Source organism: Flavobacterium phragmitis, from assembly GCF_900112575.1.
In the GTDB taxonomy this organism is placed as follows: Bacteria; Bacteroidota; Bacteroidia; order Flavobacteriales; family Flavobacteriaceae; genus Flavobacterium; species Flavobacterium phragmitis.
Map to the genome: position 1 here is coordinate 56,962 of NZ_FOMH01000018.1, position 16,090 is coordinate 73,051.

General features: G+C 33.2%; 16 protein-coding genes. 5 read left to right on the plus strand and 11 right to left on the minus strand.

The features are described 5' to 3' along the window. Positions 1–138: 138 nt before the first annotated feature. From BM289_RS23885 to BM289_RS23895, 3 genes are all read right to left on the minus strand, one after another. Positions 139–789, minus strand: coding sequence for a response regulator transcription factor (locus BM289_RS23885; RefSeq protein WP_091498673.1), 651 nt, complete (start codon positions 787–789; stop codon positions 139–141). Further along, positions 782–2,410: a sensor histidine kinase gene (locus tag BM289_RS23890; protein WP_091498675.1), complete on the minus strand. Its 1,629-nt coding sequence runs from the start codon at positions 2,408–2,410 to the stop codon at positions 782–784. Before BM289_RS23890 ends, BM289_RS23885 begins: the two co-directional genes overlap by 8 nt. Positions 2,411–2,917: 507 nt before the next feature. Continuing rightward, positions 2,918–5,272, minus strand: a complete 2,355-nt coding sequence (locus BM289_RS23895; RefSeq protein WP_091498677.1) for a mechanosensitive ion channel family protein — start codon at positions 5,270–5,272, stop codon at positions 2,918–2,920. Positions 5,273–5,640: 368 nt separating this feature from the next. Between BM289_RS23895 and BM289_RS23900 the strand changes: the two genes are divergently transcribed. Beyond that, complete coding sequence (locus BM289_RS23900; RefSeq protein ID WP_091498680.1) at positions 5,641–5,934, plus strand: winged helix-turn-helix transcriptional regulator; 294 nt, start codon at positions 5,641–5,643, stop codon at positions 5,932–5,934. Positions 5,935–6,097: 163 nt separating this feature from the next. Here the strand turns inward: BM289_RS23900 and BM289_RS23905 are convergent, their stop codons facing one another. The 8 genes from BM289_RS23905 to BM289_RS23940 all read right to left on the minus strand — a co-directional run bounded on the left by BM289_RS23905 (position 6,098) and on the right by BM289_RS23940 (position 13,780). Continuing rightward, positions 6,098–6,427 (minus strand): DUF4870 domain-containing protein, encoded by a 330-nt coding sequence (locus tag BM289_RS23905; RefSeq protein ID WP_091498683.1) that lies wholly within the window; start codon positions 6,425–6,427, stop codon positions 6,098–6,100. 212 nt (positions 6,428–6,639) lie between these two features. Continuing rightward, positions 6,640–8,256, minus strand: coding sequence for a sensor histidine kinase (locus BM289_RS23910; protein WP_091498686.1), 1,617 nt, complete (start codon positions 8,254–8,256; stop codon positions 6,640–6,642). Between the two features lie 4 nt (positions 8,257–8,260). Then, positions 8,261–9,274 (minus strand): SpoIIE family protein phosphatase, encoded by a 1,014-nt coding sequence (locus BM289_RS23915; RefSeq protein ID WP_091498688.1) that lies wholly within the window; start codon positions 9,272–9,274, stop codon positions 8,261–8,263. Then, a complete protein-coding gene (locus tag BM289_RS23920) occupies positions 9,267–9,683 on the minus strand; it encodes an anti-sigma regulatory factor (protein ID WP_091498691.1) in 417 nt (138 codons plus the stop codon). Before BM289_RS23920 ends, BM289_RS23915 begins: the two co-directional genes overlap by 8 nt. Next, positions 9,664–10,062, minus strand: coding sequence for an STAS domain-containing protein (locus BM289_RS23925; protein ID WP_091498693.1), 399 nt, complete (start codon positions 10,060–10,062; stop codon positions 9,664–9,666). The genes BM289_RS23920 and BM289_RS23925 overlap by 20 nt, the downstream gene beginning before the upstream one ends. Positions 10,063–10,080: 18 nt before the next feature. Further along, positions 10,081–10,923, minus strand: a complete 843-nt coding sequence (locus tag BM289_RS23930; protein ID WP_091498696.1) for an STAS domain-containing protein — start codon at positions 10,921–10,923, stop codon at positions 10,081–10,083. Between the two features lie 121 nt (positions 10,924–11,044). After that, positions 11,045–11,785 (minus strand): LytR/AlgR family response regulator transcription factor, encoded by a 741-nt coding sequence (locus tag BM289_RS23935; protein ID WP_091498698.1) that lies wholly within the window; start codon positions 11,783–11,785, stop codon positions 11,045–11,047. Between the two features lie 3 nt (positions 11,786–11,788). Continuing rightward, on the minus strand, positions 11,789–13,780 hold the full coding sequence (locus BM289_RS23940; protein WP_244165448.1) for a sensor histidine kinase: 1,992 nt from the start codon (positions 13,778–13,780) through the stop codon (positions 11,789–11,791). A 272-nt stretch (positions 13,781–14,052) separates the two neighbouring features. On the opposite strand from BM289_RS23940, the gene BM289_RS23945 reads away from it, so the two are divergent. From BM289_RS23945 to BM289_RS23960, 4 genes are read left to right on the plus strand one after another with little or no spacing between them, the layout of a single operon-like run. Next, positions 14,053–14,502: a hypothetical protein gene (locus BM289_RS23945; protein ID WP_091498704.1), complete on the plus strand. Its 450-nt coding sequence runs from the start codon at positions 14,053–14,055 to the stop codon at positions 14,500–14,502. Position 14,503: 1 nt separating this feature from the next. Further along, a complete protein-coding gene (locus BM289_RS23950; RefSeq protein ID WP_091498707.1) occupies positions 14,504–14,971 on the plus strand; it encodes a hypothetical protein in 468 nt (155 codons plus the stop codon). Beyond that, on the plus strand, positions 14,949–15,470 hold the full coding sequence (locus tag BM289_RS23955; protein ID WP_091498710.1) for a hypothetical protein: 522 nt from the start codon (positions 14,949–14,951) through the stop codon (positions 15,468–15,470). The genes BM289_RS23950 and BM289_RS23955 overlap by 23 nt, the downstream gene beginning before the upstream one ends. Positions 15,471–15,491: 21 nt before the next feature. Further along, positions 15,492–16,034, plus strand: coding sequence for a hypothetical protein (locus BM289_RS23960; protein ID WP_091498712.1), 543 nt, complete (start codon positions 15,492–15,494; stop codon positions 16,032–16,034). Positions 16,035–16,090 lie beyond the last annotated feature (56 nt).

A 16,090-nucleotide genomic window follows, 5' to 3' on the forward strand; every position in this document is an offset into this window, starting at 1 on the left:
CCCAAAGAAGCCTGCTGAATATGAAAAAAAGAAAAAGGGCAGACGTTTTTGGCTGTATTCAGAGTTTAAAACTAAAACTTTACTGCCTGAACGCTGAAAAAATGTTCTGAAACCTGTTTTTTTTGTTCTGAAATAGAATCAGAAATTTTTAGAGATTTTAAATATTTTATCTTCGATATGCAATTTATCGTTGATTATTTTCGATACATGATAAGGGTTTACAGCGGTGCTGCGATTGATTCTTTTGAAATATTTAGAAGGGAAGACTTCCTCGAGATAAGTCATTGTAGTTCTTAAAATCTGATTTTTACCTGATTTAAGATGTATTTCAATATAGACATGATCTGCTTCGGCAAACAGAAAATCTTTAGACTGAAAGTAATAAATCTGTTTTCCTAACTCAATTTTAAAAGTCGCATCTTCATTGGCCAGAGCCAGATGAATGGCAGTTATAAGGTTTACTTTTTCTACAGGTTTAGAAAGATAAGCAGACGGTCTAAGATTGGTCACTTTTTCTAAAGTACTAGGATCGGTAAGGGCTGTTGTGAATATAAAAGGTATCGAAATATTGGTATTGATAAAAAAAGCCAAGTCTAGTCCCGTTTTATCTCCAGAAAGAGAAATATCAATTAAAACAAGATCAAAAAGTTTATGAGACAAGAGCATTTTTGCCTCTTCATAACTATGAACGGTCTCAGCTGTAAAAATGGATTCCAGCATTCTTTTTAATGATAACGCAATTAAAACCTCATCTTCTACTATTAATATTCTGCTTTTATGTTCAGTCATTTGGAAACACGATTTTATAGTGGGCGTCTTCTCTAGTATAATTTCCTTTTAATTGTTTTACCATTCCTTCAATAATAATAAGTCCTAAAGAATCATTATTCTTTTCAAAATTGAAAACAGTACCGTTATCGAAATAATGTACAATTATTTGATTTTCATTGGTCTTTCTGAGTTCCAGATTTAAAATGAGTTTTCCGACAGGATTTGCATGTTTTATGGAATTGGTCACCAGCTCGTTTAAAAGCAGTCCAAGAGAAAGTATTTTGTCAACATTGAAATAAATTTTTTCAGTGTCATTTATATAGGTGAATGCTCTGATAGTGCTGTTTTGATGGGTTTCAAATATTTTTTCAAGATAATTTCGAGTTTCTACCAGTGCATTGTCATTATAATTAACACTGTAAGTATAAAGTTCATGAGCAATCATGATAGTTTTGATTCGTTGGTAAAGATCATCAAATCTGTATTTGTAATCTTCATTTTTTTCCTGTTCTTTTTGAAAATCAATAAGACTTAAAATCACGGCTAGATTATTTTTAACACGATGATTTAATTCCTGAACCAGAAATTGTTTTTCTTCGAGACTTGTTTTGAGAGCCAAATTGTTTTCGAATATTTTTCTCCTTTGTTTTTCAATTTTTCTTTTGTTCATCATCAGTTGTCGAATAAACAAAGCTAGAACAAGAACTGAAATAATTAGTGTGGTATTGAAGATTCGGGAGTTTTTAATGTCTTTTTTAAGAGACTGTTTCTCCGTTTTTTCTTTTTCAAAATTGTATTGCGTTTCAAGCTCTTTGATTTTAAGATCTCGCTGTTCGCTGTAGAATTTTTTGTAGTATTCCGAAGCTTTTTTAAAATAATAAAGAGCAGAATCTGATTTTTTCTCCTGTTCCAGTATCATACTTTTGGTTTTATAGACATCTGCGGTATAACTCAGAACGTTTGATTTTGATACAATAGCCAACGCAGAATCTATATAGACCGTAGCGGGCTGATACTCTTTTTTATCAAAGTAGTAATAACTCAAATTAGTGTACATAGAAATAACGGCCTCGTAATGATGCTGTCTTTTGTACAAATAAAGTGCCCGCTTGTAATGCTGTAATTCCTTTTCTGAATCTATTTTTCGATTGCCAAGTGCTATTATTAATTGCACCACAGGCATATTTAAAGTGTCATTTACCGTTTTAGCATATTTTTCTGCCTGCAGTGCCAAATTATATGCAATTTTTGAAGAACCGGTGACACGATAATACGAAGATTTGCGAATAAGAAAATTGGTGTAGTTTTTATACTTAAGATGAGGATATTTGGAAATCAGCTGTTCCGCTTTATTTAATTCCTTTAAGCAGGAAGAGTAATCGTCATTAATTTCAAAAACTAATGCTCTTTCAACATGAATTTTATGCTGTTGTTCAGGAGTGGTTTGAGAATTACTAACTAGATTTTGAGAAAGTTTAAAAGATTCGTCATAAAGTCCCAGCTCAGTGAGTATTTTCATTTTCATAATATCCAGTTCAACTTTTGCGGAACCTTGATACATGTCACCATTTGCATTGATGATCTCTAAAGCTTCCTTAAAATTACAGTGTATTATTTTCTGCTCAAGATCTTTTTTCAAGTGCTCAAAAGAGGACTGTCCAAAACAAATTAAGGAGGTCAGAATTAGAAAAAGGCTAATACGAAATCTCACTACAGGAAAGATTAAAAAGAATAGATTAAAATTGTTTAATGGTATTTTTTACGTTTCTATCCAAATTTATAAAATAGATTATAATTTCCGAGATGATTTGTTCTGAATCAGTTATTCTTTGTTCTGAATTTTTATAGGCAATAAAAACTATATGTTTTTAACCCGTTGGGTGAAATAAAATAAAATAGCTTCATTCAAGAATTAAAATCCAATTTGATCTGCTAAAATCCTTTTAAAATCTACGTGAAATCTTTTTGGTTATAAGTTTTTCACGCTGATTTATATCTAAGCTGATTTAATAGAATTGAAAAAAACAATTTCACCCAACTGGTTGTTTTTAAAACGGTTTTATAATTCGTAGGAAATAAAAAAAAGAAAAATACAACTCAAAACAGCTGTAGTTTTCTTTTATAGATTAGGATTTATTTACTGTTCTTAACTAGAGAAATTCAAACCTTTATTTTTAAAACTCACGTAAAGTTCTTGTCTGGCTAAACTTATTGTTTCTTCGGTTCTATAAATACTGCACCAGAATTTGATTAAGAGTTTATATTTTCCATCAGAAATAGCGCTGTAATAAATCTGCGATGGTTTTGAACTGTTTACCATTGGGAGATTGGCCAACGTTTCATTTACTACGGAATTAATTTCTTCCGGAACCGTTTCGCCTACAATCTCAAAAGTAACTTCAACTAATTTATAATTATCGGTATACGTCCAGTTGGTAATGTTCTGAGATAATAAATTACCGTTTGGGATAATGATTTCTGCGCCGTTTGGAGCATTGATTTTGGTTGTTCTAAGTCCCATCGATTTTACTCGGCCCGATTCTGAACTAATTTCCACGACATCGCCAATCTGAATTGGTTTGTCAAAAATCAAAATAATGCCCGATACAAAGTTGCTTACAATATTCTGAAGTCCAAGTCCGACACCGACACCTAAAGCTCCTAGAAGAATACTCAGCTTGTCTAAAGGCATTCCAGATGCAGCAACAGCTAAAAGATAACCGCTTATTAAAACGACTAAACGGGTAATTAACAATTTAGAATGCTGTCTTTTGTTGATGTTTTCCTCATTTTCTTCGTCAATTTCACCAAAGAAATACGCCACATAGTTTTGAAGTAAATGTGCTGCCCAAATGATAATGAAGAATAAAACGATATTGCCTAAAGTAAACGTAATGCTTCCAATGGTGTTAGGATGGCTTAATAGCTTTTGGAAAGCAGCACGAAGTGATTCCCAAATATTCAAGTTGGAAGCGATTACAATCAGCCACATATAACTGATTACAATGATAAACGGCTTTTTTAAAGTATCAGACAAATTTTCGTAATCGAACATTTTTACGATACCTCTTTTTACTCTTGTGGTGTAAATCTGCAAAAGGATAATTTCTAAAATAATCTTCAATAGAACACTCAAAGCAACAATCTGCGTAAGCGAAATAAATGCTGTTAAACTTAACATATTAGAAAGCGAAACTCTTCCAAATACATTATAAAGAATAGACAAAACATTTAAAGCAATAAAAATAATGCTTGCCCATTTAAAGAAAGCTTTAATATAAAGTTCTTCTTTTAATGTTTTGATTTGTACCAATCCATAACGAATCCCTAGAACATTAATGGCAACAAAAGCAAATCGTTGCAACAAACCAATTGTTATAAATAAATCAAGGAAGCAAAGCGCAAAGAACAATCCTAAAAGCATTAACCAGTTACGCATTGAAACTCCTGACCATTGATTTTTGAAAAGTATTGTTAAAGCTCCAAGTAAAATAAGCTGCATAAATTCCAGAAAAAGGGCAGGAGCATATAAGTTGGTTACCACAACAATATTTAGAGCAATTACGATTACTGGAACAATAACACCACGATTTAAATATTTAAAGTTCAGTTGCGAAAGATTTTCGAAATGTCCGTTTGTTTTAAGGTATTTTATATTTCTGGAGATATACCAAAATAATAATCCCATGAAAAAACAAAGCGTAATTAAAGCGCCGGCTTTATAACCAAGATAATAAGCCGCAACATTTTCTTCAATAATAATCTTTGCTTTGATATTATGTGTTACTTTTTTATTTGCAGCAGAATCACTAATCTGCCATAAAGAAGGATATTCTTTGTTGAAAATGTTTATTCCTGATTTTTCAAGTTTGCTTTCAACGGTGACCAAGGCATTTGAAACGGCAATTCGGCGTTGTACAATCAGTCTTTTTTTAGTGTTTAATACAGTCTGATTAGCAGTCATTAAACTATCTGTGCCAACATAGTGTTTTTTTAGATTAGCAAATTCTTTTTTGAATTGCTTACGGCGTATAGTATCTCGTATTAAGGTTATTAAAGTTTTGTCTTTACGAAGTTCAATAACCCGTTTTTTTATGTTTTCGAGATTTAGATTGTGTTCATTTACGGCTTTGTTCTGATCTTCTAATTCCTGCTGGATTTCCTGAAGTACGATACGATACATTTGCTGGTTGCGTACATTTGGATTAGCACCTTTTAAACTTGCCAGAATAAGGTTTAGTTTGCTTTCAGTGCGTTTCATGTCGCCAAAAAGATGATGTGTATCGCCTTTAAAATCAATATCATTGTAAGCAGATTCCAGAACTTCTTCTGCTTTTTCAATTGACATTAAATAGTCACTGTCTGTGGCAGTGCTGTCATTGAAAAGTCTTCCAGAAGTTTGTTTTTTAGCAGGTTGCTGTTCTTGAGAATTACTTTGTAGAGAAAGTAAAAGGAAGAAAAACAGCGATAAAAAATAGATAGGTCTTTTTTGAAAAATCATAATTTATGAGCTTATTTAGGGAGACCAAATTTAATTTTTTTTATAAAACTTTTTATCAACAGAAAATTAAATTAGACCTATAAGTTCATTTAATCGTAAGATTTACTTTATAAAGCTGCAGACGCGATTTTTGAATTGATTTTTTTCTAAAATAAAAATAGAATTATAAAAAACAGCAGTAATGATGCGCTGACTAAGAAAACAATAACAATATTAGTTGTTTTTTGGGCTTTAAGCAGTTCTTGCATGCTCATTTCACTTGGTTTCTTTCGTTTCATTTTCTATTTTTACATTACAATCTGTACAAAATTTAACTAAAAAAGAATCCAAAACAATAGGTCAATTTTTTTTGACTACCCTCTAAAACTATGGAAGAAGTAGAAACTTGTCCGGCACAAAGACTTTTAAAAATGTTATCCGGAAAATGGAAAGCAGAAATTTTTCGTTTGTCAGTAGAATCGCCTTTGCGATTTAATACTTTGCTGAGACAAATTCAAGGTTCAAATAAACAATCTTTGGCCACAGCTTTAAAAGAACTGGAAGAAGAAGGACTTTTGGAAAAAACAACTATTAAATTAAAACCACTTCATATTGAATACAATTTAACAGAGAAGGGAAAAGCGCTGATTCCAGTTTTCCAGCAGTTAGAAGGGTTGTCTTAGTGGGGAATAGAATGTAGAGAATAGATTATTCGGAAAAGTCTATTTAAAGTAGAAAAGATCCCCAAGGACTACTCAGAGTGACCCCACGGAAACCACTGAGATTCTTTGAGAATCAAATCCTACATCCAAAAAATAAAAACGTCAGCTAAAAGGCTCGTACGTATTAGTCGATAAAACCAAATTTATCTTCGAAGATTTTCCCTATTACAGGAATTGGTTTCTTTTGTTCGTTTACAGCGTTGATAATTCCGAAAATCCATAAAATCAAGATAACGTACCCAACGTAACTTAAAAAATATAGCGCAGGAACTATAGTCACCACAATCGATAAAGCAATATTTATGACTAATGAAACCAAAAAGATTCCAAAACCTTGCTTTAAGTGATAGCTTACCAAATCACTCTTTGGAGTTAAATCTTTACTTTTAACAAATGCTACAATCCACCCAATAATAGTGATATAGCTTAAAATAGAAAGGGTTTTATTATTCATCGTTTTAGTATTTATTACTTCAAAAGTAAAAGCAACAAACCGATGCTGAAAGACTTGTTTTGTCTATGGGGGTTTTGAATTGGTATTGGTAAAGATTGAGTTTATATGTAGTTTTTTCTTTTTGAAGGTTTATATATATCATAAAAAAAAAAAGCTAAGTCACAAAGTTTACATTTTGTTTGTGACTTAGCTTTTTTGTGCGATAACAATAATTATTTAGGAAGATAAATCCAGAAAGTAGTTCCTTCGCCAGGTTTGCTGTTGAAATTAATCATACCATTGTGATTTTCGATGATTCTTCGGCATAAAGCCAAACCAATTCCGTTACCGCCGTATTGATCTCGCTCGTGAAGCCGCTGAAACATATCGAAGATTCGATCGGAGTATTTGCCATCCATTCCAATTCCGTTGTCTGAAATAGATATGACATGATAATTTTCAGCAGAAGTGAACAGTTTTTCATCTTTTGGAACATCTTCATATGAAACAGTTACAGTAGGCTGCTCAATATTAAATTTTAAGGCGTTGTTTATTAAATTATAAAATAACTGACGCAGCTGTGTATCGAGTCCACGGACTTTTGGAAGCGGATTGACATTAATAACAGCATTTTTTTCTTCGATTACCAAACTCAGATCACCAAGAACCTCTATAATAGTTGTATCTAAATCTACCTCTTCAAAATGTGATTCTTTATTGTCGATTCTTGAATAGTTTAGAACATCCGTAATTAAATTGGATAATCTTCCCGCAGCGTGAGTGATTCTGTCAAAATAATATTTTTTCTTTTGGTCTTCGCTTAAATGTTCGCCGGCGCGTGAAAGCATAATCATAATCTTTCGAAGCGGTTCCTGAAGATCATGACTGGCAATATAAGCGAATTGTTCTAGTTCTTTATTTTTGAAACGAAGTTTTGAATTGGCACTTTCGAGTTCACGCTGAATTAACTTTAATTCGGTGTTATCTTTTAGTGTCTCAACTATCATTTTCTGGGCATTAATGTCTACAAAATAAACCAGCCAGCTGTTAAAACTTCCATCTTCGGCTTTGTTTGGAATTATGGTAACTAAGTGCCAGATATAATTTGAGCCTTTTTTAATTCTAGTTTCCCCAATAAAATCAGATCGGTTTTGTCTGGCTCTGTTCCAGCCTTCTAGAAGCGCGTCAATATCTTCTGTATGAATAAAGTTAAATAACGTTTTGCGGTCGAAAGTCAAAAACGGCATTTCGAGATAATTTTCCAATGATTCATTGACAAGTAAAACATTGTTCCGATCGTTTACCACGCAAATCAGAACCGGAATGGTATTCGCAAGCTGTTTGTATTTGTTTTCGCTTTCAGCCAGTTTTTCTGAAAGAGCGATAAGTTCAATATTCTTTTTTCGAATTTCGTCGTAAGGAGATAAAGGAGGTTCAAACTTAAAATAATCAATCAAGCTATTTATTTTAGTTTCCGAAAGAAGTCCTGGAGACGGTATGGGTTGACTTATGCGTGTGATTGACTGGTTGTCAGAAAAAATATATTCAATATGATTAGAAATTTTCGATGCATAAATAAAAGCTTCTGGACTACAGCTTTTTAAATCTACAGTGTCTGTAATAATAGCCGTAATTTCTTTACGAGTAGCTTTTATAATATTTATGTTTAATACCAGCAAAGAATCTTTGCCTTTTGCGATGGCACATCTGGCTACCTCAGAGACTGCTGTTGCAAATCTTGTTTGAAAAGACGATGCCATACCACACATTTCAGCAATCTTCATGCAGCGTTTATGGGCTAATATTAAGTCCATTTCGTTATCAAGATTTATCTGTACAATCTCTTTCATTTATCTAATATATTTTCCCAACAAGAATGGTTGCGTCATCAGTTCCTCTAATATTTTCTTTATATAGCGCTGAAGCAATTATTGCTGGACTTTGTTTAAAAATAGAGGTCAAATCATTCAAACTCCATTTTGTTCGCAATCCGTCGCTGTGCATAATTATAATTTGATGTCTTTTGTAAGGCACAACCGTATTGTTTAAAGTACGGGGAATATTGTGTCCAATAATTCCATTATAAGGTGTATAGGTTTTATTTTCCAGTCCGTTGTAAATACGGGTGTTAATATTGCCAATACCGCAAATACTCCAAGTTTCAGATTTATAATCTACCGAGGCTATTGTTGCAACTAAGCCTCTTGTCTTTTTTACTTTTGAATGAATATCTCTTAGGATTTCTGACGGCTGTGTTTCAATTGTTTGTCTAAACGCTTTTATCGCAGCTTCGACAGCTTCATTGGCACTTTCCCCATGTCCTAATCCGTCTCCAACAAATATCTGAAAACCTTTTGTAGTTTGTTTTATATAATACCCATCTCCGCAAAGTTTTTCACCTGGATAATTTACAGCAATTGTAGTATAATTTAAGCCATTTTTTAAAGGAGGAAGCTGAAGTTCGGGTTTTTCGCAGATTCTGACATACTGCACGCATCCCCAATTTTTCATGGAATAAATCTGGAAATCGTTGCTTAGTCTTTTAATTGAGCCTAAACCGTGTCCAAGTGTATTAGAAGAAGAGTAGCCGTCATTCATAATTTTGGCCACATTTTCAAACCCGATGCCTTTGTCTAGACAATAAATTTCAATTTCATTGTATTCACCAGTAAAACTTGCGCGGTAGAGTAGCTCGCCACCATTGGCATATTTTATCAAATTTGAGGTTAATTCTGCAACAATAATATCTGTTTCAGCCGCTCTATGAGGAGTAAAGCCCAATTGAAGGGCAAGATTGTGTATTTCTCTTTTTATAAAAGCAATGAGGCTTCTGTCATCTATTTTATAAGTGGAAAACGTATTATCCATTTTTCCATTTTGTTATAGTAACGGTGGTACCGTTTCCGAGTTCTGATTTAATGTCAAATTCATTGACAAGTCTTTTTGTTCCAGGCAATCCTAATCCAAGGCTTTTTCCTGTGCTGTATCCATCTTTCATTGCCAAGTCGATATCGGCTATTCCTGGGCCTTTATCAATAAAAGTAACGCGTACGCCATTTTCGCGTCCGTTAGAAACAGATTCAATGATGACTTTCCCGCCGCCACCATATTTGAGAAGGTTACGCACGAGTTCGCTTGTTGCCGTAATAAGTTTGGTCTGATTCAAAATGCTCATTCCAATTTTTACGCCATATTCTTTTACACGATTGCGGAGCGGTACCACATCCTGTTCTCTTATGATTAGGGCTTCTTCTTTGTTATTCGTTATCGTCGTCATACTCCTGCTCTTCGTTATAGCTATTTTGCATTTTTGAGCGAAGTAAATCCATACCTTTTTCAACATTCAAGGCACTTATAACTCCATTTAAAGATAATCCCAATTCTACTAAAGTAATGGCAACTGCAGGTTGCATACCCACTACAACAGTTTGTGCATCTAATATTTTTGACATTACTGCAATGTTTCCAAGAATTCGTCCCATAAACGAATCTATTATCGAAACCGCTGATATGTCAATTAATACACCTTTTGAACTATGTTTACTAATGGTGTTAATTAAATCTGATTCAAGATTTTCTGCCAATTGATCATATAAATCTACTTGAATAGTAACAAGCAGAAAATCTCCCATTTTTAAGATAGGAATTCTTTCCATAAAAAACCTTAAATCTTTTTATTCTACAATTTTCTTCTTTTTCACTACAGCTAATTGAAGCATTTCGAAAGCTGTTTGTAAGGCACTCGCAAGAGAAGCTTTGGTTGTAATACCGCTTAAATCGATTCCTAAATGCACAACAGTCTGGGCAATTTCTGGACGGATTCCGCTGATAATACATTCTGCTCCCATTAAGCGGGTTGCACTCACAGTTTTAATAAGGTGCTGGGCTACAAGAGAGTCTACCTCAGGCACACCGGAAATATCCAAAATAGCAATAGAACTTCCAGTATCAACAATCTGCTGTAAAAGGCTTTCCATTACAGTTTGTGTTCTTGAACTGTCTAAAGTTCCAATAATTGGCAAGGCAACGATACCGTCCCATACAGCAATAACAGGAGTTGATATTTCACTGATTTCGTCAACCTGTCTTGATATTACATCTTCTCTTCCTTTCATAAAGGATTCAAAAGTCATAATCATCATATTGTCCAAAATAGCGCTCAATTTCAAATTGGCATCATAAAGTTGTGCTGGATCCTTTATTAATTCAGAAAGAATTTGCGAGGAGGCTTCTTTAAACGAAAGTAAATATTGTCCATTTTCTCGTGGAGAGAAACCTCTTTTTCCTCTTGAAGTGGAAATGCCTACAATTAAATCCTGGACTTTTTCAAATTCTTGCGAATCTTCATATTTTTCATCAGATTTCGCTAATGCATTTAAAAAGAGAGAAGCAAATTCCTTAGACTCTTCTTCTTCCATTGCTCCATCACCAGATCCGCTATCTTGAAGAATTTGAGACCATATAGTAAGTAATTTATTTTCGTGCTCTTTTAAGACACCCAGTACGTTGTTTTGCATTTGCTTTTAAATTTTGGAATTTTCTTAATCAAATATATAACTTTAATTTGGATGTAAAAGAAAATGTTAAATCTAAACTAACTAATTCATATTTTATTTGAAATTTATGGAAACATCACTTTTAAATTTCCTCTTTCATTAATTTAAAAAACTGTTCTTTTTTTCCTCTCGAAATTGGTACAACCGATTTATCATTCATGTGTACCATTCCTTCACGGGAATAACTCACAATCGAATTGATATTAATTAAATGTGATTGATGAATTCTAAAGAACATTGGCGGTTCTAATAAATCCTCATAATTCTTGAGCGGTTTCGAAACCATGATTTTTCGGCCATCAGTCAAAAAGAAAGTGGTGTATGAACCCGAAGTCTCACATCTTAAAATTTGTTCCAGTTTAACCACATACATGGCTTCTTGAGTTGGAAGTATGATTCGGTCGGGTGTTTTCGAAAGATTTTGCTGTAATTCAGTCAACTGTTGTTTTTCTAAAACTCTTTCTTGTAAAAGAGCGATGCGATCAATAGCCGTTTTGAGTTCTTCGGGATCAATTGGTTTTAAAAGATAATCGATGGCGCTGTATTTAAAAGCATTAATAGCATGCTGTTCGTAAGCCGTTGTAAAAATAAGATGAAACGAATTAAAAGAAATCTGTTGTAAAACATCAAAACCGGTTCCGTTTTGGAGCATAATATCCATAAAAACTAAATCGGGTTTTAAACGATCAATTAATTTCACGGCTTCTTCGACACTTTCCGCGTAAGCGATAATCTGAATTTGATCTTCTGCCACCATTTCAAGCATAATCGATAATGCTTCACGAATACGTTGTTCGTCTTCAATAATTATAGTTTTATACATTTTTTACAGGATTGGAATATTAATAATAACAATACAGCCCGTTTCGCCGTTTTCTGATTCTCTTTCCAGAACCTGAAATCCGGCAAATGGATGTTCTTTTTGCATTTTGTCTAATCTTTCGTCTGTAATAGTTGTAGACAGCGATTGATGATTTTCTTTTATTTTAAGTTTGCGTGAAGCCGCTAATCCTATTCCATTGTCTTTAATAACACAGATTAGATTTTTCTGATCGGTCTGCTGTGTGAAATTAAGTTGTAACAATCCTTTTTCTTCTTTTGGCTTAGGTTTTAAACCATGTTCGACGGCATTTTCTATAAAAGGCTGGATTAATAAAGGTGGAATCAATATTCCATCTTCAACCGATTCATCGCATACAATGTGATATTCAAAACTATTATTAAGACGAAGTTGCTGTAACTCAATATAATTTTTGAGCGTACTGATTTCTTCTTCCAGCGAAATGGTTTCTTTTCTCGATTGTTCCAAAATCTGACGGGTGAGTTTGGCAAATTTATTCAGATAGGAAACCGCCGGAATAGTATCTTTTTGGAGAATCATGCTTTGAATATTTCCTAAAGCATTAAAAATAAAATGCGGATCCATTTGCGAGCGTAGTAATCTTCGTTCCAGTGAAAGTCTTGCGGCAAGGTTTTCAATCGTTTCTTTTTCCATTAACTGAACTTTAAGTTCACTATTGGCTTGTTCCTGTTTCAAAATTTCCTCCCTTTTCAAATAATAACGTTGTCTGAAATAGTAAGAACGAAACATAAACACAAGCCCAATCAATAAAACGCCTGCAATTCCATAACCTAAAAGTTTATTTTGTTGTTCGAGTTCATTTTCAAGTTCAAGCTGTTTGATACGTTCTATTTTTTTAGAAGATTCATATCTCGCATCGGCATTTTGTAAAAGTTTCTGTGTGCTTTCATTATACTTTAACTGATTGTATTTACTGTACAGCGTATCATAAGAATAATAGGCTTCATAATCTTTTCTTTTAACAGCAACTTCCTTAAGGGAGTTGTAAAAGGTGGCTAATAAATAATTGTCAGTATAAGGGAGACTTTTTTGGTATTTAATTCCTTCAATAAATAATAATTCGGCTTTTGCAAAATCTCCTTTTTCGATATAATACATTCCCTGCAGACCAATAGCACTTCTGTAAATGATCTTTACATTGTATTGTTGTGCAATTTTGGTTGCTTTTTCGAGGTTTTCAAGCATTGCACTTTCATCAATGGGTTTCGGGCCTTTTGAATAAAGATCTGCCAAATTAATGTAAGCAATTCCAATGGTGCTTTTGCTTATTATATTGTGATTATATCTCTCAGCATAAGCAACCGTTTCCTTAAAGAAATTCAAGGCTATTATCCATTCTTCTTTAAATCCCTGGTCCAATCGGTCAGTCAAATAACCACCAAAAGCAAGTCGAGCATAAAGCTGGCTTTCGGAATCATTAGCTTTTGCAGCATGTTGCAAGGCTTCACGAGAATATTTTTTTACTTTTTCTGGCGAGGCTGGAGAAAATAAATAGGAGATATCCGAAGCTATTTTAGCACATTGATCATGGGCTTTTGCTTTAGAAAAAAGTTTATACGCTTTTAGAAGATGATCCAATGCCTGAGGTTTATCATCTATATATGATCTTAGAGATCCTTGGGCGAGAGAAGCAAAAGCTTTAACTCTTATTTTATTTGTTCTTTGAGCTAAGATATAAGCTGTATCAGCATAAGAGGTAAACTCTTTTAAATGAAGCAACCGTCTTTGGGTTAATGCCAAATAAGAGTAGCAGATTACCTCGTCGTCAATTTTTTTTTTCTTTTTAGCTAGTTCCAAAGCCTGAAGCTGTATTTTTTTACTTGCAGATGAATCTGAGAAACGTTTGGAATAGCCATAAGCGGCAATTTTTTCAATAGAAGAAATTTCCTGAGCATTAGAATAAGAAAAGAATAAAATAAATAGAAAGAACAACCATTTAGAAAGGCTGTTTTTCATCAGATTAAAAGTATTTTTTGCGTGCATATAGTGGTAATTGTAGCCAAAGTACAAATTGAGAATTGACTGACCAAAAAAAATGGCCGTCAATTTTTAATGTAAAATTCCTGTGAATCCCTGTTTTTTAGGCTGTTTGCAAAGCTTCTTTTCTTGATAAAAGCATAGAATCACCAAATAAAAATCTAAAACCTCCATTTGCCAATTCCGAATTGTAGCAGCTCGATCTTAGTAGTAATCTTGCTGTTATTAATTTTTTTTAAAACCCTTAAAATATGAATAAGAAAATTTTTACATCACTGCTGATAGTTTGTCTTTTTCTATCTGCTTTAACCTATGGTCAGCAGGAAGATAAACGAATTAAAATTGAAATTTCGCTGAAAGACGGAAACAAAGTGGTTAAAGGCGCTGTGAGATCGGCTACTTTTTCGTTTACCAAAAGCGTTATGAATGCTGAAACAAATGAAGTTAAAAACAACTACTATTTTTCGCTTGATTTTGAAAAACAGGATATTGTTTTATTGACTGCTTTCATGAAAAATAAAGCTGGAATTGACGGACAAATCACGATGACTGATACTTATGGAAAACAACCGACTAGAAAATTTGATTTTACAAAAGGAAGAATCGATTCGTTAAGCGATCAGATTACTGCGGATTACAACAGCGCTTACATGTCTTTGATCTGTGATACTTTGGTTATTGACGGCGTTAAAATTGATTAAGATGACAGCATTAAAGGAATTTCAGAAAGACGGAAATCAGTACGTCATGAAAAGACAATATGGCTTTGGCCTGTTGGTTGTAGGCGGTATGTTAGCGTTTACAATTGGTGGAATTTATTATAAGAATACTACTGTAATCTGGGTTTTCGGAATTTTAAGTATTATTTGTTTTATGGCCATCTGGTCACAGCGTTTTGTTATAGATTTAGACCGAAATGAATTTATTATAAAAAACGGATTGATTAATAAACCAGTCCAGATTCCGTTTGCTGATTTTGTAAATTTTGAATTGGTAAAAATCAAGCATTATCTCATTACGACTAATGTGTGCTTAAATCTTTACTATATGAAAAACAATAAAGAAAAATGTACAGGAGTTGCTCAAGCTTTTACCACAAAATCTATCCAGCGGTTAATTAACGAAATCAATGAAATTGTAAAATTAAATGAACATTCGCGAAAGATATAGTATCGAGGAAACTCAAAATTCTTTTTCTTTGTATCCAAATAAAACGTCATTAAAACGATCAAAGTGGTTTTTGGCTGGTGTTATTGGTAGTACAATCGCTTTATTTTTTTTCGATCATTATTTTGATGATGTAATACGTGGCGTAATTTATATACTTATAATATATTTCGTTTTACACAGTTTATATGATATCCAGATTGGGTCAAAAATCAAGTATAGTTTTGTAGTGCCTCAAAATGCAGTTTATAAAGAAAGTCCGTTATTTTCGAAAAAGAAAATAATGAAACTCGATGAAGCCGTTATATTTGTACACTCCGAAATGGGAAGCTGGTATTACGCTTTAGGAGCCAATAAAAGCCATTTTGTCAAGAATTACAGAATAAGCGAGGGATTTAGTTCTGGACGAAAAAGTTCAGAAGTTCAAGAAGCATACGAGAATTTGGTATTACAGAAAATAGATAAGCTCATAGATGCTGTTCATTTAGAGCTTAAAACCTAATCCATCTAAAGATAGACTCTCATGAAAATCAGAAGCTTTTTATTTTTAATAGTTTTGATTACTGGAATTTCCTGTAAACTTACAAATGATAGTCCAGACCATGTTTTTAATACAATAGGATTAAATGCCAATAAAATCCCATCAAATTTTGAGAGAGTCTTTAAAGAATTCCGTCAGCACAAGGCGAACGGAACATTACAACTCCCAACAGAAGATGGAAAAAGCATGAAAAAAGCAACCTGTGTAGAAGTCGTAAAGTTTGCCTATGCCAATACCTTTAAAGAAGATATTCGAAGAATAAAAAATCTAAACCCAACAGAAGAAGCAGAGCCAATCATAAAAGCAGGAATAGAATTGTTTGAGTATGTTGACGAAATTCAAAACAAAGATTTTATGGTCATCGCCAAAATGATAGATGAAGGTAAAAGTGATGAAGAAATTGATGCCGCTGCCAAACAGCTTGACGACACAAAAGGCATAATATTAGACGAAAAACAATCCAAAATGATGGATTTGCTTCTCCCGTATGCCGATGCAAATGGAGTAGAGTATAGAAAATTTTAAAAGCTAGAAAACGAGTTAAAATCTTTAAGAACTTTAACTCGTTTTTTCTTTTACTC

Coding starts and splice junctions, on each gene's coding strand:
- BM289_RS23885 (WP_091498673.1), bottom strand. CDS start 789: ATGACTGAACATAAAAGCAGAATATTAATAGTAGAAGATGAGGTTTTA.
- BM289_RS23895 (WP_091498677.1), bottom strand. CDS start 5,272: ATGATTTTTCAAAAAAGACCTATCTATTTTTTATCGCTGTTTTTCTTC.
- BM289_RS23900 (WP_091498680.1), top strand. CDS start 5,641: ATGGAAGAAGTAGAAACTTGTCCGGCACAAAGACTTTTAAAAATGTTA.
- BM289_RS23905 (WP_091498683.1), bottom strand. CDS start 6,427: ATGAATAATAAAACCCTTTCTATTTTAAGCTATATCACTATTATTGGG.
- BM289_RS23910 (WP_091498686.1), bottom strand. CDS start 8,256: ATGAAAGAGATTGTACAGATAAATCTTGATAACGAAATGGACTTAATA.
- BM289_RS23915 (WP_091498688.1), bottom strand. CDS start 9,274: ATGGATAATACGTTTTCCACTTATAAAATAGATGACAGAAGCCTCATT.
- BM289_RS23920 (WP_091498691.1), bottom strand. CDS start 9,683: ATGACGACGATAACGAATAACAAAGAAGAAGCCCTAATCATAAGAGAA.
- BM289_RS23925 (WP_091498693.1), bottom strand. CDS start 10,062: ATGGAAAGAATTCCTATCTTAAAAATGGGAGATTTTCTGCTTGTTACT.
- BM289_RS23930 (WP_091498696.1), bottom strand. CDS start 10,923: ATGCAAAACAACGTACTGGGTGTCTTAAAAGAGCACGAAAATAAATTA.
- BM289_RS23935 (WP_091498698.1), bottom strand. CDS start 11,785: ATGTATAAAACTATAATTATTGAAGACGAACAACGTATTCGTGAAGCA.
- BM289_RS23940 (WP_244165448.1), bottom strand. CDS start 13,780: ATGAAAAACAGCCTTTCTAAATGGTTGTTCTTTCTATTTATTTTATTC.
- BM289_RS23945 (WP_091498704.1), top strand. CDS start 14,053: ATGAATAAGAAAATTTTTACATCACTGCTGATAGTTTGTCTTTTTCTA.
- BM289_RS23950 (WP_091498707.1), top strand. CDS start 14,504: ATGACAGCATTAAAGGAATTTCAGAAAGACGGAAATCAGTACGTCATG.
- BM289_RS23955 (WP_091498710.1), top strand. CDS start 14,949: ATGAACATTCGCGAAAGATATAGTATCGAGGAAACTCAAAATTCTTTT.
- BM289_RS23960 (WP_091498712.1), top strand. CDS start 15,492: ATGAAAATCAGAAGCTTTTTATTTTTAATAGTTTTGATTACTGGAATT.